We start from the raw sequence: 18,164 nt of genomic DNA on the forward strand, positions 1-18,164 counted from the left end.
TTTATTAATTAAGAGGCTGTTTTGGCTAAATTTTCAGGCTTATCCAAAGAAGTTGGACACGGGCAGCGCGGCAAAGTAGGCGTGTTGTTGTTGAATTTAGGTACTCCAGATGCACCCACAGCATCTGCTGTTAGACGTTATCTTGCAGAGTTTTTAGCAGATCCCCGAGTCGTCGAGATCCCTAAATTAGTGTGGATGATGATTTTACACGGGATCATTTTGCGGGTACGCCCTGCAAAATCGGCGGCGTTATACCAGAAGGTATGGACAGCGGCAGGTTCACCGTTAATGGACATTAGTTTGCGTCAAACGGCGAAGTTAGCGGATAAACTTAAAGCCGATAACTATGATGTTTCTGTCCATTTAGCAATGCGTTATGGCTGTCCATCGGTCGCCAGTACATTGCAAACTATGCATCAAAATGGCATAGATAAAATTGTGGTGTTACCTCTGTATCCCCAATATGCGGCGCCAACCACAGGTTCTGCATTTGATGCTATTGCGGCTGAGTTGTCCAAGTGGCGCTATATTCCAGCACTGCATTTTATTAATACTTATCATGACAATGCTGACTTTATTAACGCGTTAGCTAATTCGATCACGGCTGATTTTGAAGCCCATGGTAAACCGCAAAAATTGGTGTTGTCTTACCATGGTATGCCTGAGCGTAATTTGCATTTAGGCGATCCGTATTACTGCTTCTGCATGAAAACGACTCGACTGGTTACCGAAAAGCTTGGGTTAGGTAAAGATGAGTTTGTGATGACATTTCAATCGCGTTTCGGTAAAGCCAAATGGCTACAACCTTATACCGATGCGACTTTGAAAGCGTTGCCGCAACAAGGCGTGCGTGATATTGCTATCGTCTGCCCAGCTTTTAGCGCCGATTGTTTAGAAACGCTGGAAGAAATTGTTGGTGAGAATGGTCATCTCTTTGCTGAGGCGGGCGGGGAGAAGTTCCGTTACATCGCTGCATTAAATGACGATGATGCGCACATTACTATGATGGCCAACTTAGTGAAGCCACATTTTTGATCCGGTAATTTATCGGGTTAAACATCAAACTAAAAGGATAAGGCAACTTATCCTTTTCTTTTTTTTGTAGTTTTATTTATTGTGGCATTACTTGCTGAAGTTATTTTCGAAGTAGCTTTCGATGATAAGGACTGCAGACACCGCATCGACTTGACCTTTGGTCAGTGCCTTAAACCCGCCCAATTCGAATAATCTTGCCTTAGCATCAGTGGTAGTTAATCGCTCATCTTGAGTGGCTATTTTGACTTTGAACTTAGCATTGATGCGATTAGCAAATTTACGCGCCCTGTGGGTCATATCTTGCTCTGTGCCATCCATGTTTAAGGGCAGGCCAACGACGACTAAGTCGGGTTGCCACTCCTTGATTAAGTCGCCTATCTGATCCCAATTTGGGATCCCATCGACGGCTTTAATTGACAACAATGGCGTGGCGCTAGCGGTGATTTCTTGGCCTATAGCGACACCAATGCTCTTAGTGCCAAAATCAAAGCCTAATACGGTTTTCGAATTCATAGTGTGCTGACTTATATTAATAAATAGACTTAAGCGTGACCTGCTTGAGCTGAAACTTGCCAAGCATCAAATCCGAGAGCACGACTGGCCTGTGGCCAACGGTCTTCGTGTTTAATGTCAAACAAGAGCGCATTCGTTGCTGGAATTGTGAGCCAAGAATTATCGGCAAGCTCTTGTTCGAGCTGATCTTTACTCCACCCTGCATAACCTAAGGCGACGAGGAACTTCTCGGGCGATCTGTTGCTTCCAATAGCGGTTAACACATCACGTGAAGTGGTTAGCATTAAACCACAACCCAGATCTGTGCTATTGGCCCAATAGGGCTGAGAGGTATGCAGCACAAAGCCGCGATCTTGGGAGACGGGGCCGCCCATCATGACATTGGTATTAGGCACTAAATCCGCGGAGACTTGCTCTGCTGGCAAATCCATTTGTTCTAATAGCGAATTAACTTCGATACCGAGCGGTTTATTGATCACCAGTCCCATGGCGCCTTTGGTATCATGTTCACAGATATAAATGACTGAGCGTTCAAAAAACGTACCGTGTAGTGAGGGCATGGCAATTAAGAAATGGTTCTGCAAACTCTCCATTAAACTACTCCGTTTGATGTGGCTAAGTTGATCTAGCTTGCTGTTATATTGCTAAGTCGGGCGAGATTAACCGCCAGCTAATTTAACTTTGTAGTTTTGTTTCTCAAGTAATAGCTTTAATTGTTCGCGGTTGTCCGTTTGGACCTCAATAGTGAAATCTTTAACCGTACCACCACAACCACATTGTTTCTTAAGGGTTTGAGCCATTGCTTTTAACGCTGCTTCATCAAGACCTAACCCAGAGATAATCGAAACGCCTTTACCTTTGCGGCCTTTACTGTCTCTATGGATCCTGACTATGCCATCGGATTCCGGAATCGCTTTAGTGGCGGGCTCTGCATTTATACGGCCTTTGTCGGTACTGTACACTAAGGATACATTAGGATCTGCTTTCATTGGTTTCATTCATTGATATTAGAAGGTGATTTATACCGGCTCAGTTTATCAAATTTGCAGAGGTTCTGGGAGGTAAAAAAAGACCACTTGAGGATTCTCCTTAAGTGGCCAATACAAAATGCTAACTCTTTGCAGGGAAGTAAGCATATTTTTGAAAAGTAAGCTTAAAGCTCAGGATTAATTCATTCGCATGAATACCATGGCTATCAGCGCCACAGCGGTGAGTAATGCACTGGGCATAATAAATTTATGTAACTTAGGTAATGCAATTAAGCAGGCTGTTGTAACAAAACCAAATGCGGCGACTGTGGCATAGTTAGTGCCATTAGCAATGGTATCAATAACCAACCAGCCAAGGACTAGGAGGGGTAATATCAGTAAACTGGTAGGCAAATGACGTTTAATTTTGGCGTTATTCGCCTCAAGAGAAATTTTTTCTGGTGCAAGGAAAAAAATGGCAGATGCAACCATAAACGCGCTAATAAACCAGTACATTTCAACACCTCCCTCAAATATTAATTGATAATCATTATCATCTTTGGTTTTGCTGAAGTCAAGCTGAATGAGATGCCGCTTTTTAATCAATTGAGTTGTAGATTAGGCTATTGCTCTGTAAGCTAAATTCATATCTCTGATACTTGTCTTTGTTTGGGTCGAACATCTGAGGAAATTAAGATGAAAAATATTTTTGTAGCATTAGCTGTGTTGGCAGTCAGTGCCTGTAGTTCGATGAAGTCAGGTTGGGATTTTGATCCTAGCGCCAATTTTACCCAATATAAAACCTATGCTTGGGTTGCTCAGAAAACGGATTCTGCCGGATATCATCTAGATGGCTTGATGGACCAACGGGTCAGAGAAGCGATGAATAGCCAGTTAGCGAGTAAGGGGATGACATTAGTTGATGCAAAAGATGCTGATGTACTTGTTAATTATCTGACCAAAGTTGATAAGAAGATTAATGTTGATACCTTCAATAGTAATTTTGGCTACAACCCATACTATGGTCCAGGATGGGGTTGGGGCGGCAATATGCAGACCCAAACCACAGTAAGAGAATATGAAGTCGGCACCCTGATTATTGATTTGGTTGATAATAAAACCACTAAACTGATCTGGCGTGGTTCTGTTGCCGATACCATTCGCGACAAAAATACCCCAGAAGAAAGAGTACAGATCATCAATCAAGCAGTGGGCAGTGTAATGGCAAATTATCCACCTAAGCCTGACACTAAGTAGTTCTGATTCAGTTTGAATGAACATTAAGCGGCCTAAGGGCCGCTTTTTTGTGGTTGATTTTTATGCTTTTTGTCTACGGTATTAGATGATCTGCAGTTATTTATCATCTGATTGGATTTACGTTATTAATACTTATTAAAAATTCTATTTTCATAGATGACAATGTGAAAGTAACATTTTTATAACTGACTATTTTGTATAATATTTATCCTATAACATTAATAATGTAATAGGAGTCTGCATCAGATTATTAATAAGATGATGAATTAATTTTTCTAATGATGAATTCAAAATAAAATCATTATAGAACTGAGAGGTTATCAGGCAGAATCAATTCTTTGAGTTGTTGGTAGTAGCAAAGATGCATGAGACGCAGATTATTGGATTACTTTGGCTGATTGGGATTATTGCCGAGGCGATGACGGGCGCTCTGGCGGCTGGCCGCAAGCAGATGGATTTGTTTGGTGTGGTGATCATTGGCTGCGCAACGGCAATTGGTGGCGGCACACTAAGGGATATGATGCTCGGAAATTACCCCTTAATTTGGGTTGAGCATGTGCATTACCTTATTGCGATTGCATTCGCTTCTTTGCTCACTGTCGCTATCGCCCCTGTGATGCGTTATCTGTCTAAGTTATTTTTGGCTATTGATGCCTTAGGCTTAGCAGTATTCTCCATCGTGGGCGCACAAAAGACGCTAATGCTAGGATTTAGCCCAACAATAGCCGTAGTCATGGGATTGGTCACTGGTGTCTTTGGTGGCGTTATCCGCGATATTCTGTGTAACCAAGTGCCTTTGATTTTTAAAAAAGAACTCTATGCGGTGATTTCACTACTGACGGCAGGCTTGTATATCGTCTTAAAAGCTTATCAGTTAACGGAATGGATTAATTTGGTTATTTGTTTAAGCGTTGGTTTTAGCTTACGGATGTTGGCGCTGCGATATCATTGGTCTATGCCGACCTTTGACTACCAATCCAGTGGCGATCAACATACACATTAAATCGTAAAACCAAATCGTAGAAATAGAATCGTTAAACAAAAGGGCAGCTAAGGCTGCCCTGTTTTTAGCGGTAAATTACTGCTGGGCTTGAAGGGTTTTCAGCGCTTCAAGTGCGGCATCATAGTTAGGATGCTCTGTGATGTTTGGCACTAACTCTTGGTATTGGAGCTTACCTTCTGCATCTATGATGAAAATGGCTCTAGCCAGCAAGCCATAATCTTGAATTAACAAACCATACTTTTCACCAAAATCACGCCACACGCTATCTGATAGCACTTTGATTTTATCTACGTTTTCCACTTTACAGAAACGCTTCTGTGCGAAGGGTAAATCGGTACTGATCGTTAGCATGATGACGTCATCGGAAAAATGGCCAACTTCGCTGTTGAAGCGCTTCGTCTGCAGTGCGCAAACACCTGTATCTAGGCTTGGCACGGTACTTATCAGTACCGTTTTACCCTTAAAATCACTTAGCATCACTGGCGTGAAATGCTCATCAACGACTTTAAAACCCGGCGCCATTTGCGACAATTTTGGTCTTTTCCCTTCTAAGGTGACTGTTTTTTCACCCATTAAAACCTGTGTTTTCTCACTGGCGAGTGTATTGGGGCTCATCAGAACTAGGCTATAAATACAGCTTGCGGCTAAAAATGAAACATATTTTTGCATTGGATTTCCTCACACATGAATATCTGTGCCTTCGCTAATATCTGTCCATTAAGGTACGCTAAAATGATGCGTAGAACCATAAAAAAAGGCCGGTAATTACCGACCTTTTTTATCCACTAATTGTTATTTGCTTAGCGGTAATTCTTTGACATGGATATCCATTTGTGGGAATGGAATGCCTATATCTGCAGCGTCTAATGCATTTTTTATTTGCTCAAGCAGTTGGAAACGTGCAGTCCAATAATCAGATGTTTTTACCCAAGGACGAACCACGAAATTGATTGAAGAGCTAGCCAATTCAGAAAGTCCAACTGTATATGCTGGATCTTTTAACACATACTGGTTGTTATTTAAAATATCGGTCAATACTTTTTTAGTGAGTGCGATATCGGCGGAATAAGATACGCCGATCACTAAATCGATACGACGACTATCCATTGCTGAGTAGTTAGTGATAGTGCCATTCATGATAGATGAGTTTGGCGCTACGATAACTTTATTATCAGGAGTGCGAAGCTTGGTTGAGAATATGGTTATTTCATCAACAGTGCCTGCGATACCTGCAGCTTCAATATAGTCACCTACGCGGCAAGGGCGGAATAACACCATTAATACACCCGATGCAAAATTAGACAGAGAACCTTGTAGCGCTAAGCCTATTGCTAAACCTGCAGCACCGATAACGGCTACCAGTGATGCGGTTTGTACACCAATTTGGCCTAACGTGGCAATAACCGCGAAAACAAATACCACTGCCCAAGCGAGATTTGCGACAAATGAAACGACTGTCGGATCAACTTTACGGCTGTTAAGTAATTTACGAACAAGCTTCTGTGCTACGCCCGCAAAGTATTTACCAACAAAGAAGATGATAATGGCGAATAATGTTTTTAAGCCATAAGTCACAATCAGATCTGGTGCTTGCTTTAATAAACCTTCGAGGTTTTCCATTGAATAACTCCCTAAATATACGCTAACAAAAACTATTTATTATTGACGATAAATTCTACTCGTCGATTTAAACTGCGCCCTTCGCTAGAACGGTTGTCCGCTACAGGTTCAGATATACCTTTACCCATTACGGTAAAGCGATTTGGATTAAAGCCATAATCTTCAACCAAAATACGTTTTACATTTTGAGCTCGCTGAAGTGATAGTTGATAATTAAACTCTGGTGTACCAACGATATCTGTGTGGCCTACTAAGGTTAATTCAGCATCATTTGTTTCTAAGAATGCTTTTACTAAGGCTAAAGTTTTCCATTGAGAAAAGTCAACCTCGGCAATGGCAAATTCAAAATACACCATAGCTGCAGAAATATTATGACAATCTGTGTTTAACTCAGCATTTGAATGACTCATATCGCAAACTGGTGATGCAGTCATTTCCACAGCGATTTCTTCCACACAACCATTAGCCATAACAGGTGTATTTGGCTCTGTGTTAGGACAGGCATCTTTGATATCTGGCACTCCATCTCGGTCAGTGTCAGACCAAGCAAATACCTGTGATGTTAGGCTTAAACTTAATAGCAAAAGCGCTAGCTGAATCCATCGAGATTGGAAGTTTTTCACTACAAATCACCTATTGAACGATAAGTATTAGTCAAAATTACTAAAGCGATCGCATTGTTGTAGCATGACCATCTTAGTGTGGCATTCTAACGAGTAAGACTCTTTTCGCCAAGCTAAACGCGTACAAACGTCCATACATCGACAGATAGATATCGGCAAGATCTTGAGTATATTTATGTTTTTATTAGTAGATGTCAGTATGTCGATACTTGCTTCAAGCATGAGCGAGGTTCTACATCGGTAAATTTGTCGACAAGTATGACGATAAACTATACAAAATAAGCCTTTAGCGCTAGAGTCTTGAGCCCATTATGCGCCAACCAAACTTTAAGTTGAGGACAAGATGATAGATTTACGCAGTGATACTGTTACCCAGCCAACAGCAGCCATGCGGTTAGCCATGTCCAGAGCCGAAGTGGGTGATGATGTTTACGGTGATGACCCTACGGTAAATAGTTTGCAGGATATGGCTGCGGAGATGTTTGGCTTTGAAAGTGCATTATTTACCTGTTCGGGTACTCAAGCAAATTTATTGGCTTTGATGGCCCATTGTGATCGTGGAGATGAGTACCTGTGCGGTCAGCAGGCTCACAATTATAAGTTCGAGGGCGGCGGCGCTGCTGTCCTAGGCAGCATTCAACCTCAACCTTTAATGAATCAATTAGATGGCACTATTGCATTAGCTGACATTGAAGCCGCAATTAAGCCTGATGATATCCATTTTGCTCGTACTCGTTTGCTTAGTTTAGAGAATACGATTGGCGGTAAGGTTCTCCCGCAAAGCTATTTGGCGGATGCGCAGGCATTAGCCTTTAATCGCGGATTAAAAATTCATTTAGACGGTGCGCGAGTAGCCAATGCTGCGGTGGCGCAGAATATCGCGATAAGTGATATCACGGCGCACTTTGATTCAGTGTCGATTTGTTTATCCAAAGGATTATGTGCGCCAGTCGGCTCATTACTCTTAGGTGATGAACGCTTGATTAAGAAAGCCATTCGTTGGCGTAAAATGCTTGGTGGTGGCATGCGTCAAGCTGGGATACTTGCCGCTGCGGGTAAGCTTGCTTTAACTGAGCAAGTACAACGGCTGAGTGAAGATCATGACAATGCGGCGTACTTAGCTCGGCAGTTGGCAGAATTCAGTGAGTTCGACGTCAATTTAGCCGCAGTACAAACTAATATGTTATTTGCTACATTAGCATCCCATATTGATGCGAACTTATTGGCTAAACACTGTCGAGCGGAAGGCATCCTGATAAGCCCAGGGCGTACGCTTCGGCTTGTGACTCATAAAGATGTCAGCCGTCAGGACATAGATAAAGTGTTGCGTGTTGTTAAGCAGTACCTCAAAGCCTAAGTGTGGATTGATTTCCTGTTTTACTGAAATGCCCGAGCTTTGTCTTGGGCATTTTTATAGGCAGATATTGCTTAATGTTGAATTATTAAGCAATTAATGAATGATTTTCTAAAACAAGCTTTAGACAACAGGCGAAATGTTTGCGTTTATCTATACTAAAAACAACAAGATTATATCGCTAAGGTAACTTTAGGTTGAAACCTAATAACAATACTAATAAAGGGGTCGATTATTGGACAAATCGGATCAGTGAATTGGAAATGCCAGCACTGTGTTCGACTGTTAAATCGCTAGAAAAGCTCGCCAAGGATGACGTTTCCTCTCTCGCATTACTCGGGCGTAGCGTGATGCACGATAACGCCTTAACCTCTCGTATTCTTCGAGTTGCTAATAGCGCTATTTACCATAAAGGTAGTAGCCAAATCTCTACTGTCAGCCGAGCGGCTATAGTGCTTGGTTTCGATGCGGTGCGAAATATCTGTATCACAGCCAAGTTACTCTCAAGCTTGTTAGAGAGTAAAAATTTGGCACCTAACGTATATCAAAGATTAATAAAGTTGATGGCTAAAGCATTTCAAGCCGCCATGATTGCACGGATGATGTTGAGCCATTATGACGAAGAAATGCAGGAGGAAGCTTTTATAGCCTCTTTACTGTATCACATAGGTGAGAGTGCTTTTTGGAGTATTGGTGGTGAGTTCACCGAAGAGTTAGATCTAAAACTGCGTGAATGTGTAACGCCAGCAGAGGAACGAAGTATAACCCGCGAAGCCCTCGGCACTTCTTTTTCACTATTAACTCAAAGTATTGCCCGCAATTGGGGATTGGGAGAACTGTTGGTCCATGCAGTTAATAATCCTGAAGACCAAAGACCTGAAATTCGGTCTATTTTTATTGCGGATAAGCTCTGCGATATTTTATCTCAGCCTAATCTTGATAAGCAGGAATTAGGGAAACGTATCACGCAAGCGGCGAGTTTTACTGGACTAGAAGAAAATGAGTTTATGGTGCGGATGCAACGCTGCGCGAATGCGACCCATAAGTTAGCTGAAGTATATGGTGCTAAGGTGTTGCTAGACTATCTACCAGATCCTAAGCGTATGGTCACAGTTAAACCTGTTCCACTTCCTATTCCGTTAGATATGCCTGTCTATCAAGTTAATTTGAATATTCAGTTAGCTAAGCTACGAGAACTTACAGGCTTCGCCATTAATAAAGCCGATTTTAACCAAATCATGCAAACGGTTCTCGAAGGTATACTTGAGGGCGTTGGCGTTGACCGGTGCGGCGTGCTGTTATTGTCACCAAGCCGTAAACAACTTCAACCTAGAGTGATATTAGGTCGTGATGCAGATGCCATTAAGCAAGAGTTTATTATCGATTTGAGCGATAGGCGGGGATTATTTTACCAAGCGATGGAGCATAAGTTACCGCTTTGGGTAGATGATCCTAGCTCTAAGAAATGGCAAGAGCAGTGTAAAGAATTACAAGCGCAACATGTGTCACGTCAAGGCTTTTTATTGGCACCATTATTAGTCGATAGTAAAGTGATCGGGTTTTACTACGCGGATAGGGGTCCTTCGGAAAGGGCATTTGAAGACGTGGATTTTCAAAGTTTCATCCACTTCTCCCAATTGGCGAATGTGTGTTTTACTGTGTCTTTGAGATAGTGGTATAACTTAAGTGATTACTTTTTAAGCGATTTAATTTCAAGCTGTATTCTTTCGAAATTGCACTCTTTCAAACCGTATTTTTGGGAGTGCTGCGCTATTGTTTGTTTGCGGCTTTAATCTCGGCAGTTATTTGCTTAGCTACCTCATTAGGAATGGGGAAGCTTAAATGGTATTGAGCTATTTCCCAGTTGCCATTGGTTTTGATTAAAGTGCCAGTTCCTCGACTGACGCCATAGGCTGGACTATTTAATAACTCGTCAAACAATATGACATTGCCGTGTTGGATTAAATGACGCTCAGTTAAATCATAGCGCCAACCTTTTGTGAGGCGGGAGTAACGTTCAAATTCCGCCATTCCCCAGCGCTCACTCGCATCCGTGCCAATAAAAATGCCGTCTTTTCGGTACAGGGCAAAGTATTTATCCCAATTGGCATCGCTTGAATATTGGTTGAGTAAATCTAAAACGTGAGCCGCCGCTTGTTGATCAGGATTCGAAGTCGTTTGAGTGCTTTGTGTTGGCGAGTCCTGTGCCTGTACGCTTATATTAAGGCCGCCAAGCATTAACGCGCTGAGCAGTAACCCCAAGGTAGCGCGATTAATATTGGAACCTTTAACTGAGAATGCATGAGTGTCTTTGAGCATTTGCGTGCCTCTACATTTATGGGTTAATGCCAGTTTATCGGATCGAGTTGATAAAAGCAGCTCAGTTCCCGATACAAGTCTGGGTGTTGTTGGTAAAAATCCTCTGGTTTCTCAAAAAAGACTTCGGTGATGACGGCAAAAAACTCAGCGGGATTAGTTGCACCATAATAATTAAATAATGAGGGCGTGCCAAAATTTGCACAGTGTTGTAATTGGGTAAATTCCCTACTTAGCACTTCAGACCAAGTGCTGTAGTCGGCAAAATGCTGCAGAATGGGTGCGCCATTGGCTTGGCCATCTTCTTGATCGAGCTGATGGGCAAACTCATGGATTACGACATTATTACCATCATGGGGATCGGCTGCGCCGTCTAAAGTATTTCTCCATGAGAGCACAACTTTACCGTATTCCCATGATTCCCCTGCCAGCACATTGCGTTGTTCCCACACGATACCGCTAGTGTCTTTATGTTGATTATTGACGATAAAGGCATCGGGATAGACCAAAATCTGTTTCAGTTTGGGGTAAAAGTCGGTTTTACGATTGAGTAGCAGTAGACAGGCTTGGGCCGCGATTGTGACTCTTACTTCATCCGTGATCTCAAAATTATCGCAGCCGATAAAGACTTTCTCATCGATGAAAATTTGGATATGCCGTTTGAGTTGCAGTTGTAGATCTGCGGGTAGAGCATGGAAGTAAGGCAGTCTTTTTTTGAGAATGCTGCGCCATTCTTTTGGAAAAGGTTTCATCGTGACTCGTCGACGATGTAAGGTCTTGCGCCAACGACTCGACAGTAGCCAGGTAATTGCGCCAATTCCTAGGATAAGCGTGATAACAATAGCGAGCATACTTCCCTGACTTAATCCTGATTAACTTAGTATTAGCTAATGGGGGTGAAGTCAGCGTAACTCAATCCTCTGGTGAAAAACGAAACTGAACAGTCGCCGCATTTTATGGTTAGGAATAGCGAACAGGTTGGTTTAGTCGTGTCTCTGTACGATTGCGACCTGTTAGTTTGGCGTGATAGAGAGCCTCATCAGCTTGATTAATTAAGCTATTCGTATCCATAGGTTGTGATCGCTCCCAGCAAGTAATACCAGCGCTGATGGTCAGTATGCCGTCATGGGGGGAGTCTTCATGTGGTATTTTTAAACTGATGATTTTATTGCGTAATACTTCAGCAAAATGATATGCCTCCTCGAGATTGCTCGATGGTAGTACTATCATGAACTCCTCTCCGCCATAGCGGGCAAGCATGTAAGTGGGTTGTTTCAAGATCGATTTGGTGGCATTCACTATTTTCTTAAGACATTGATCGCCTGCGACATGACCATACCTGTCGTTAAATTGTTTAAAATTATCAATATCAAACAGAATTATACCTAGGGGCATGTTGTGGTCCCTTGCATACTCTAATTCTTTTTGGAGTTGTAAATCTAAATAGCGGCGATTATAGCAGCCAGTTAATCCGTCGGTTTCGGCCATGCCTTTAACCTGAGCTGCATAGCTTTTTAATGTCTCTAAGGAGCTCACCATTTGCTGGAGCTCTAAGTTATCAGTGACAGGCATTCTGGCGTCGAGTTTTTCATTGGCAATGGCATTCATTGCATCTCGAGTCGCCATGACAGGCTTGATGATTCCCTTAGTGATAAAGTGCCAACTAGTGAGCCAGATGAAGAAGCAATATAAGATGCCACTGCAGAAAATCAATACGATAAATGCGGTGCTATCGTTTTTAAGTTCGCGGCCTGTTTGCTGAATTTCATTTTCAACTTGGTTAACGAGATCCTGCGTATAGGTCGCAACGATTTGTGCGGCATCTGCTTGGTATTCTAAATGCGCATTGGCGATATGAGTGCTTCTAATCGCTTTGCGAGAAAGTTCAAAGAGGTTGTCTTCACCGACCATGGTCTGTTTTATTTGTGATAACAAATTAAAATATAAGTTTTTATCGCTACCGATACTATCAAGCATAGCCTCCATGCTTAACAGTAGTCGCATAGCATCTCTTTGGGTTTGGTTTAGTTCAACTAGATTGTCGATGATATTCACTTGAGTTAACTGGGTAAATAAGTGTTCTCCTAGATGACTAAATAAAGATAGCTGCTGATTGGTATTGATATTTAAAGCAATCTGGTCAACGTTTTTCAGCTTAAGCTGACGTTCAGAGTCCGTATTAATATGCTGAAATTGGGTTTGCATTTCATCGCTAAATCCCGACGCCATTGACGTTAAGTTGGCTTGAATATTTGCTGCCTGTGAATTGGCTTGTAAGGCAGTATCGGTTAACGTGTTGAGTAATGGCAGTTGTTGTAAGTAATACAGTTGAGTATCTAAGGCGTGATTTAATTCTTGCTTATTGACTGTAGAAGTTTCTATTGAGGCCAGTAACCGTGAGTCATTGATGAGTAATTCCCATTGTGCAGAAAGTTCACCTAACAGGCTAGTTCTTTGTTTTTCATCATAATAGTTATTCAAGCGTGCAGTAATTATTTGTAGTTTTTCACTGTTTTTTGCCAGTTGCAGCGCAGTGGTGACTTTTACCACATCTACCCCGACTAAGTGTTCAATTTCTGATTTGAGTTGCTGTGACAGTAGTATAGCGACAACACCATTTAATAGCGCCATCCCCACTATGATATAGAAGGCTGAGGTTATTTTTTGTTTCAAACTTTTCAGTGGTTTAGTGCTTGGCATTATTTTCTTTGTCAATAGCAGGTACCTCTCCATAGGTATTTTGGAGGTGTTTTATCTCTGCACTTAATTTAATGAAAATATCTTCACTGTTAGCGGGTCTGCGGCTTGCGCTAAAACAGGCGTGGCTGAGTTCAGGGTAAATTTGTCCCATGGCAGTACTGGTGAAATGCCCAAAGGATAAGACTTTAGTAGACCAAAACATATTGGCTATGTGGCTTGCCTCAAATGCGCCTGCTATGCCTCTTAAAGATTCATCTTTAAATTCTGGGGCTGTTACTACATCCATACGACAGGGATTACCCCCCCCCATAGCATAGGCATGTTGTGCCTCATAGGTGCCCATATATTTGAGCAGCCAATAGGCAGCTTGAGGGTTTTTGCTGTCGTAGCTAACGGCAAAGGCATAAGCGCCATTGTAGGGATAACCGCCAGGCACTTGGCTTACGGCTAGACGCGCGCCGAGAATGTTCTGTTCAACTTTAAAGGATTTATACCACAGATTATTGTAGGCAAAAGGCCACATTGCCGCTTGACCTGTCGCAATAGCATTAGCTGCTTCATTGAAAGCAAACTGCTCGTTAGCGGGAACGGCATAGGGCATTAATTCGCGATATTGCTTGGCCGCTTCAATGGCTTCATGGTTGATGGTAGGCACTTCAAAATGGGAGATCTGTTTCTGGCTGTTATAGACGGGCTGCATCCAAGTGCCCCCTAAGCTCCAAATCATGCTAGAGAATTCATCGTTAATATGGGGCTTATCACCCGACATTAGCGCTAGACCGTAAAAGTCATGAGTCAGTATTTTATCCGCCAATATAGTGCCTGCTTTACGAGTGAAGAACTGAGCTTGATCTCGTAACTCTGTTAAGGTTTTTGCTGGTGCGAGTGGATAGCCAAACTGACGCAGAAACTGAGATTTTTCAGTTTTATTATCAAAGAGATCTGCTCGATAATGATTTCCCATAACATAATTGTTATAGGGAATAGCATGGATTTCACCTTGATAGGACAAGATGTTAAGTAGCGATGGGTAATAGGGTTCTAGGTATTTCTCCATGGCCTTTTCGCCATCGGGATCGTACAGTTTAGCGAGTTCAATTAAGGGCACTGTATAACCATTGGCAGCCCATTCTTTAGCCCAGCCCGCTTCCATTGTGAGTAAATCGTATTTGCCTGAACCTTGAAGTAAATTCTGGGTCTGTAAGTTAAACATATCCTCTAATTCAGTACTGACCACTTGCACTTTTACGCCGGTTTTAGCGGTGAATTTAGGCAACATTTCTTGGGTTAAATAGTCGGTCCAAAATCCTTTTTCAGCGACCAAAGTAATGGGGGTTTTGTTTGTTAGCGGCGGGATTTGTGCCAATGAAAATTCTGCGTAACAGGGCATCATTATCGCTGCGGTTAAACAAAGAAAAATAAATCTGATCTGGTTTAACAAAAATAACACCTTAATGTTACGTGTTGGCTCTGAGTTAATATCATTAATTCAGCATTATGTATATTTAAGGATAGGTGGGATCAGAACTTATGCCGCGATTTTATGATGATTTTTATTGTGTTTTTTACTTTTTGAGCAAAAAGCCGGTAACTCGATCTTAGCTAAGTTACCGGAAAAGGGTGGGAGTAGTGCGAATCGTTAACGGTTTTGGCGTTGTTGTTCTCGTAATTGCCTCAAAGCAATAGGTAGATCGAAGTGTTGTTCAATCAAGAGTCGGAGCAGCTTTGATTTGGATATAGTGCTTTCTTCTGCCAGTGTAGCAAGATGGGTTATAGCCGCTTCACTGAGGGAAAATGTTGCTTTGCGATAGTGTGTTTTAGTTTCTACTTTTGCCGGGAATAATACGTCTGTTTCTAGGCTTTGTTTGTGCAAGCTCAACACATTGGAATGGCTCCGCGCCATGTCAATTGTGTCTGTGGTTTTTGTGACAGTTGCATCTGCTTTATGATCTAGATTGCTTTTTATCTTATTCAGACTTTGTCCCATTGCGTACAAGTTTGCCGCTTCAATAAACTCATCTAACGAAAGCGAGTGCTGTAAGCTGCTAGATGACATAGCGTTTTTCTTGAGATCGCTGAGTCCCATTTTGCCCCCTTCGTTGAGTAGTCGTGTGAGTGGATTGAGTTTGATGGGTCAAATGATGATGCATTTGACTCACCCCCTGAGCGTGTAACGCGGGATGTAGGAGATTGGCTAAGCTGGCAGCACAATCGACTTGGAATAGTTCACAGGCGATAGTTCGAATTTCTTCGGCTGCTTTTCCTGCGGGCTCGATTTCAATTACCGATAATCCTGATTCTTCACTGTCATCATAAACATTACGACAGTAAGTTATCGCGTCAAGGACATGGATATCATAGGTTTTACAGACTTCTTTGGCCTCCAAAATTCGGTTAGCTTGATTGGGTAGACTTGGACATTGGGTGATCACAAAAGAAGCCCGTAACTTGGGATTAATCATCTTACACGTCGCGACGATATCGTCCATATGACATACGGTTTTTAAATCGCGGCGCTTAGGTCTTAAGGGCATTAAAATGTAAGAGGCGACAGACATGGTTGCTCGTAGCGCTAGGTTATCTTGCCCACCGCAGTCGACTATGACTACATCATAGTGTTGCTCAAGACTGAGTAAGTCATTACGGATCTTACCGTAAAGCTGTACGCAATTGATGCTGGCAAGTTGCGGATTGTTGTTTCTTGCATGGATCCAGTCAGAGGTGGTGCGCTGGGGATCGCAGTCCACCATAATGACTGAGGCGCTACATTCTGTGGTTAGAAATACAGCTATATTTTGGGCCAAGCAACTTTTACCGCTGCCGCCTTTTTCTCCACCGATTAAGACTATCATGACGCATTCCTTAATTCTTTTGATGACCCTTGTGCAGCGAGTTGATGTGTTTGGAGCTATCCGCATTGATGTCCGAAATCGAATGTAAACCTAATGTTAATCTCGGTCAATTGGCTGATTTTTGACGTTTTTTAATTAAATTGTCGTAGGCGTTTTTCTGTCAGTATCTGGTCATATGTCGTTAATTTGACAAAAAAGATGAGACGAGGGATTTATAAAAATGTTTTTTTATCTTATTGGTTTTACATTGTTTTATCTGTTATCCGTCAGCTAAAAGGGTTGTTTGTGGTGATCGGTAACTGTGCATAGGACTTAGGGTGTAGTTTTTTATTTCTTCCTTGGTACAAATGTTAATTTTATATTTCTAAATGTTATTAACTGATCTGAGTAAATTATCAGCTTCTCAGTCGAAAGTGGTCTTGTTTGGTGAGGCACTTGTCATCAAACTGCCAAATGCTGGCTTTATCATCTCTATAGACTGACGTCTAAATCGCTTGAAATTTCAACCATGGAGAAGGGATGCCAAATGGATATCAAAACTATTATGCCTATTAAGTTTGAACTCGTTGAAACTGCACCGTTATTTCATGAACTACTTAATCTGCGGGCCACAGTTGGCCTCCCTTCTATTGGCGTTGAACTTGCGGATGTACAGGCATTGTTCTGGGTCTCTATTCGATTAAGTGACAAGACTGAATTGGAGCATGCCGGCGCTGGGGCCGCTAAGTCTAATCTATTGGCAACGGCGTGTGTTTATGGCAACAAGCCCGGGCATTTGATGATTGAAGATTTTATTGTCTTACCCGAATACCAATCCTATGGGCTAGCAAAGATAATACTTGAGCGGGTGATGGCCTTTGTTGATGACCATGCGAGTGCGGGAACTTGTGTCAGTATGACCGCCCATGGTGAGCATGAGCGCTTATGTAGTGAATATGGTTTTCAGTATGCTCCCTGCGCTAATTTAGGGCCTAATTTGTTAAAAATTATCGATTAATATTCATGTGAGAATGCCTTTTAGGTGTTAGCTAGCGCGTATTTTAGCCCTTGGGTATATAGTTACTTTTACGTAGTTAACGGCGACATTCGTTCGCTTATGTTGTAGCATCCGTAGGATTATCGTGACGTTCTGTATGAGATAACAACCTATGGATCAGCAACTCCTTATTGATGCTGTTAATCAAAAAATGCCCTTTGGTAAGTACGCTGGACGTAAGTTGCTCGAACTACCCGAACCTTATTTGGTGTGGTTCCATAAGCAAGGTTTTCCTCAGGGGAAACTTGGTGAGCAATTAGCGCTAATGTACGAAATCAAACTTAATGGCTTAGAAGGCATGCTAAAACCGCTGTTGAAATGAGTTCCCTTCTTTTAAGAAAAATACTGCTTTTGCGATAAGTGTTGTATTTCGTGATAGAGATTAGCGATTTATTGTTTTTAGCATGCTTTAATGCAGCATATTAGCAAAACAAAAGGAACGCAGGCATGATGGCAAAATGGGTAAAATTAGCGGCAGTAGCGACTTTAGCGTTAGGCATGTCAAGTGCCTGGGCTCAGGGTGTCACCCACGAAGGTACTGTTGTTGATACGATGAACGGTGGTGGTTACACCTACGTACAGATTAAAGAAGCTGATACCACTTTTTGGGCCGCGGGTCCTCAAACTGAAGTGAGCAAAGGCGATAAAGTGGCTGTGGTTGAGCAAATGTGGATGAACGAATTCACCAGCAAAACCTTGAACCGCACCTTTGATAAACTGTTATTTGTTGGCCAAATCGATAAGAAATAGTCAGCAGTATCGAGTGCGCTAACCTGAGCGCCTCTTTAATTCAACGGCTTCGATACTTTCGAGGCCGTTTTTGTTTTTAGCGTTCAATGCCGCTAAATCTGAGTTTGTGACTATCTCGATGGGGATAAAGGCGGCAA

At 42.2% G+C, this 18,164-nt stretch carries 21 protein-coding genes; 8 read left to right on the top strand and 13 right to left on the bottom strand.

Annotated elements, in window-relative coordinates; all coding sequences use genetic code 11:
- Positions 1 to 21: 21 nt before the first annotated feature.
- On the top strand, positions 22 to 1,035 hold the full coding sequence (gene hemH / locus L5M28_RS12330; protein ID WP_263203445.1) for a ferrochelatase: 1,014 nt from the start codon (positions 22 to 24) through the stop codon (positions 1,033 to 1,035).
- A gap of 87 nt (positions 1,036 to 1,122) precedes the next feature.
- Here hemH and ruvX read toward each other — a convergent pair whose 3' ends face one another.
- The 4 genes from ruvX to L5M28_RS12350 form a co-directional block, all read right to left on the bottom strand.
- Positions 1,123 to 1,548: a Holliday junction resolvase RuvX gene (gene ruvX, locus L5M28_RS12335; protein WP_006082513.1), complete on the bottom strand. Its 426-nt coding sequence runs from the start codon at positions 1,546 to 1,548 to the stop codon at positions 1,123 to 1,125.
- A 29-nt stretch (positions 1,549 to 1,577) separates the two neighbouring features.
- Complete coding sequence (locus L5M28_RS12340; RefSeq protein WP_263148735.1) at positions 1,578 to 2,141, bottom strand: YqgE/AlgH family protein; 564 nt, start codon at positions 2,139 to 2,141, stop codon at positions 1,578 to 1,580.
- 66 nt (positions 2,142 to 2,207) lie between these two features.
- Positions 2,208 to 2,537, bottom strand: coding sequence for a stress response translation initiation inhibitor YciH (gene yciH, locus L5M28_RS12345; RefSeq protein ID WP_028761277.1), 330 nt, complete (start codon positions 2,535 to 2,537; stop codon positions 2,208 to 2,210).
- Positions 2,538 to 2,714: 177 nt separating this feature from the next.
- On the bottom strand, positions 2,715 to 3,032 hold the full coding sequence (locus L5M28_RS12350; RefSeq protein ID WP_105253083.1) for a hypothetical protein: 318 nt from the start codon (positions 3,030 to 3,032) through the stop codon (positions 2,715 to 2,717).
- A gap of 180 nt (positions 3,033 to 3,212) precedes the next feature.
- On the opposite strand from L5M28_RS12350, the gene L5M28_RS12355 reads away from it, so the two are divergent.
- Together L5M28_RS12355 and L5M28_RS12360 are read left to right on the top strand one after the other, a co-directional pair.
- Positions 3,213 to 3,773, top strand: coding sequence for a DUF4136 domain-containing protein (locus tag L5M28_RS12355; protein ID WP_263203447.1), 561 nt, complete (start codon positions 3,213 to 3,215; stop codon positions 3,771 to 3,773).
- 361 nt (positions 3,774 to 4,134) lie between these two features.
- Positions 4,135 to 4,776, top strand: a complete 642-nt coding sequence (locus tag L5M28_RS12360; RefSeq protein ID WP_028761275.1) for a trimeric intracellular cation channel family protein — start codon at positions 4,135 to 4,137, stop codon at positions 4,774 to 4,776.
- A 75-nt stretch (positions 4,777 to 4,851) separates the two neighbouring features.
- Here the strand turns inward: L5M28_RS12360 and tpx are convergent, their stop codons facing one another.
- From tpx to L5M28_RS12375, 3 genes are all read right to left on the bottom strand, one after another.
- The gene (tpx, locus tag L5M28_RS12365; RefSeq protein ID WP_263165736.1) at positions 4,852 to 5,445 is read right to left on the bottom strand and encodes a thiol peroxidase; all 594 of its coding nucleotides are present in this window, start codon (positions 5,443 to 5,445) and stop codon (positions 4,852 to 4,854) included.
- A gap of 123 nt (positions 5,446 to 5,568) precedes the next feature.
- Positions 5,569 to 6,396, bottom strand: coding sequence for a mechanosensitive ion channel family protein (locus L5M28_RS12370; RefSeq protein WP_198572662.1), 828 nt, complete (start codon positions 6,394 to 6,396; stop codon positions 5,569 to 5,571).
- A 32-nt stretch (positions 6,397 to 6,428) separates the two neighbouring features.
- Positions 6,429 to 7,019 (bottom strand): OmpA family protein, encoded by a 591-nt coding sequence (locus tag L5M28_RS12375; RefSeq protein WP_263203449.1) that lies wholly within the window; start codon positions 7,017 to 7,019, stop codon positions 6,429 to 6,431.
- A 343-nt stretch (positions 7,020 to 7,362) separates the two neighbouring features.
- Here L5M28_RS12375 and ltaE point away from each other — a divergent pair, with 343 nt between their 5' ends.
- Both ltaE and L5M28_RS12385 read left to right on the top strand, forming a co-directional pair.
- The gene (ltaE, locus tag L5M28_RS12380) at positions 7,363 to 8,376 is read left to right on the top strand and encodes a low-specificity L-threonine aldolase (protein WP_263203450.1); all 1,014 of its coding nucleotides are present in this window, start codon (positions 7,363 to 7,365) and stop codon (positions 8,374 to 8,376) included.
- 194 nt (positions 8,377 to 8,570) lie between these two features.
- On the top strand, positions 8,571 to 10,046 hold the full coding sequence (locus tag L5M28_RS12385) for an HDOD domain-containing protein (RefSeq protein ID WP_263179622.1): 1,476 nt from the start codon (positions 8,571 to 8,573) through the stop codon (positions 10,044 to 10,046).
- Between the two features lie 97 nt (positions 10,047 to 10,143).
- Here L5M28_RS12385 and L5M28_RS12390 read toward each other — a convergent pair whose 3' ends face one another.
- The 6 genes from L5M28_RS12390 to L5M28_RS12415 all read right to left on the bottom strand — a co-directional run bounded on the left by L5M28_RS12390 (position 10,144) and on the right by L5M28_RS12415 (position 16,241).
- Entirely contained in the window at positions 10,144 to 10,692 is a 549-nt protein-coding gene (locus L5M28_RS12390; protein ID WP_131523664.1) for a nuclear transport factor 2 family protein, read from the bottom strand.
- Positions 10,693 to 10,715: 23 nt separating this feature from the next.
- The gene (locus L5M28_RS12395) at positions 10,716 to 11,540 is read right to left on the bottom strand and encodes a zinc-dependent peptidase (RefSeq protein ID WP_263203452.1); all 825 of its coding nucleotides are present in this window, start codon (positions 11,538 to 11,540) and stop codon (positions 10,716 to 10,718) included.
- A 109-nt stretch (positions 11,541 to 11,649) separates the two neighbouring features.
- A complete protein-coding gene (locus L5M28_RS12400) occupies positions 11,650 to 13,389 on the bottom strand; it encodes a GGDEF domain-containing protein (protein ID WP_263203487.1) in 1,740 nt (579 codons plus the stop codon).
- Positions 13,376 to 14,779, bottom strand: a complete 1,404-nt coding sequence (locus L5M28_RS12405) for an ABC transporter substrate-binding protein (protein ID WP_263203488.1) — start codon at positions 14,777 to 14,779, stop codon at positions 13,376 to 13,378. The genes L5M28_RS12400 and L5M28_RS12405 overlap by 14 nt, the downstream gene beginning before the upstream one ends.
- A 249-nt stretch (positions 14,780 to 15,028) precedes the next feature.
- A complete protein-coding gene (locus L5M28_RS12410) occupies positions 15,029 to 15,475 on the bottom strand; it encodes a CopG family transcriptional regulator (RefSeq protein WP_263203454.1) in 447 nt (148 codons plus the stop codon).
- Positions 15,435 to 16,241 (bottom strand): division plane positioning ATPase MipZ, encoded by an 807-nt coding sequence (locus tag L5M28_RS12415; protein WP_263203456.1) that lies wholly within the window; start codon positions 16,239 to 16,241, stop codon positions 15,435 to 15,437. Before L5M28_RS12415 ends, L5M28_RS12410 begins: the two co-directional genes overlap by 41 nt.
- 526 nt (positions 16,242 to 16,767) lie before the next feature.
- On the opposite strand from L5M28_RS12415, the gene L5M28_RS12420 reads away from it, so the two are divergent.
- The 3 genes from L5M28_RS12420 (at position 16,768) to L5M28_RS12430 (ending at position 18,027) form a co-directional block, all read left to right on the top strand.
- Positions 16,768 to 17,238: a GNAT family N-acetyltransferase gene (locus L5M28_RS12420; protein ID WP_263203458.1), complete on the top strand. Its 471-nt coding sequence runs from the start codon at positions 16,768 to 16,770 to the stop codon at positions 17,236 to 17,238.
- Between the two features lie 151 nt (positions 17,239 to 17,389).
- On the top strand, positions 17,390 to 17,599 hold the full coding sequence (locus tag L5M28_RS12425) for a DUF3820 family protein (protein ID WP_006082494.1): 210 nt from the start codon (positions 17,390 to 17,392) through the stop codon (positions 17,597 to 17,599).
- Between the two features lie 125 nt (positions 17,600 to 17,724).
- On the top strand, positions 17,725 to 18,027 hold the full coding sequence (locus L5M28_RS12430; RefSeq protein ID WP_006082493.1) for a hypothetical protein: 303 nt from the start codon (positions 17,725 to 17,727) through the stop codon (positions 18,025 to 18,027).
- Positions 18,028 to 18,164 lie beyond the last annotated feature (137 nt).

Source organism: Shewanella sp. SW32, from assembly GCF_025653365.1.
GTDB classification, from domain to species: domain Bacteria; phylum Pseudomonadota; class Gammaproteobacteria; order Enterobacterales; family Shewanellaceae; genus Shewanella; species Shewanella oncorhynchi.

What these genes read in the sequence shown, in the direction of transcription:
- ruvX (WP_006082513.1), bottom strand. Translation starts at nt 1,548, where the DNA reads ATGAATTCGAAAACCGTATTAGGCTTTGATTTTGGCACTAAGAGCATT.
- L5M28_RS12340 (WP_263148735.1), bottom strand. Translation starts at nt 2,141, where the DNA reads ATGGAGAGTTTGCAGAACCATTTCTTAATTGCCATGCCCTCACTACAC.
- yciH (WP_028761277.1), bottom strand. Translation starts at nt 2,537, where the DNA reads ATGAAAGCAGATCCTAATGTATCCTTAGTGTACAGTACCGACAAAGGC.
- L5M28_RS12350 (WP_105253083.1), bottom strand. Translation starts at nt 3,032, where the DNA reads ATGTACTGGTTTATTAGCGCGTTTATGGTTGCATCTGCCATTTTTTTC.
- L5M28_RS12355 (WP_263203447.1), top strand. Translation starts at nt 3,213, where the DNA reads ATGAAAAATATTTTTGTAGCATTAGCTGTGTTGGCAGTCAGTGCCTGT.
- L5M28_RS12360 (WP_028761275.1), top strand. Translation starts at nt 4,135, where the DNA reads ATGCATGAGACGCAGATTATTGGATTACTTTGGCTGATTGGGATTATT.
- tpx (WP_263165736.1), bottom strand. Translation starts at nt 5,445, where the DNA reads ATGCAAAAATATGTTTCATTTTTAGCCGCAAGCTGTATTTATAGCCTA.
- L5M28_RS12370 (WP_198572662.1), bottom strand. Translation starts at nt 6,396, where the DNA reads ATGGAAAACCTCGAAGGTTTATTAAAGCAAGCACCAGATCTGATTGTG.
- ltaE (WP_263203450.1), top strand. Translation starts at nt 7,363, where the DNA reads ATGATAGATTTACGCAGTGATACTGTTACCCAGCCAACAGCAGCCATG.
- L5M28_RS12390 (WP_131523664.1), bottom strand. Translation starts at nt 10,692, where the DNA reads ATGCTCAAAGACACTCATGCATTCTCAGTTAAAGGTTCCAATATTAAT.
- L5M28_RS12395 (WP_263203452.1), bottom strand. Translation starts at nt 11,540, where the DNA reads ATGCTCGCTATTGTTATCACGCTTATCCTAGGAATTGGCGCAATTACC.
- L5M28_RS12400 (WP_263203487.1), bottom strand. Translation starts at nt 13,389, where the DNA reads ATGCCAAGCACTAAACCACTGAAAAGTTTGAAACAAAAAATAACCTCA.
- L5M28_RS12405 (WP_263203488.1), bottom strand. Translation starts at nt 14,779, where the DNA reads ATGCCCTGTTACGCAGAATTTTCATTGGCACAAATCCCGCCGCTAACA.
- L5M28_RS12410 (WP_263203454.1), bottom strand. Translation starts at nt 15,475, where the DNA reads ATGGGACTCAGCGATCTCAAGAAAAACGCTATGTCATCTAGCAGCTTA.
- L5M28_RS12415 (WP_263203456.1), bottom strand. Translation starts at nt 16,241, where the DNA reads ATGATAGTCTTAATCGGTGGAGAAAAAGGCGGCAGCGGTAAAAGTTGC.
- L5M28_RS12420 (WP_263203458.1), top strand. Translation starts at nt 16,768, where the DNA reads ATGGATATCAAAACTATTATGCCTATTAAGTTTGAACTCGTTGAAACT.
- L5M28_RS12425 (WP_006082494.1), top strand. Translation starts at nt 17,390, where the DNA reads ATGGATCAGCAACTCCTTATTGATGCTGTTAATCAAAAAATGCCCTTT.
- L5M28_RS12430 (WP_006082493.1), top strand. Translation starts at nt 17,725, where the DNA reads ATGATGGCAAAATGGGTAAAATTAGCGGCAGTAGCGACTTTAGCGTTA.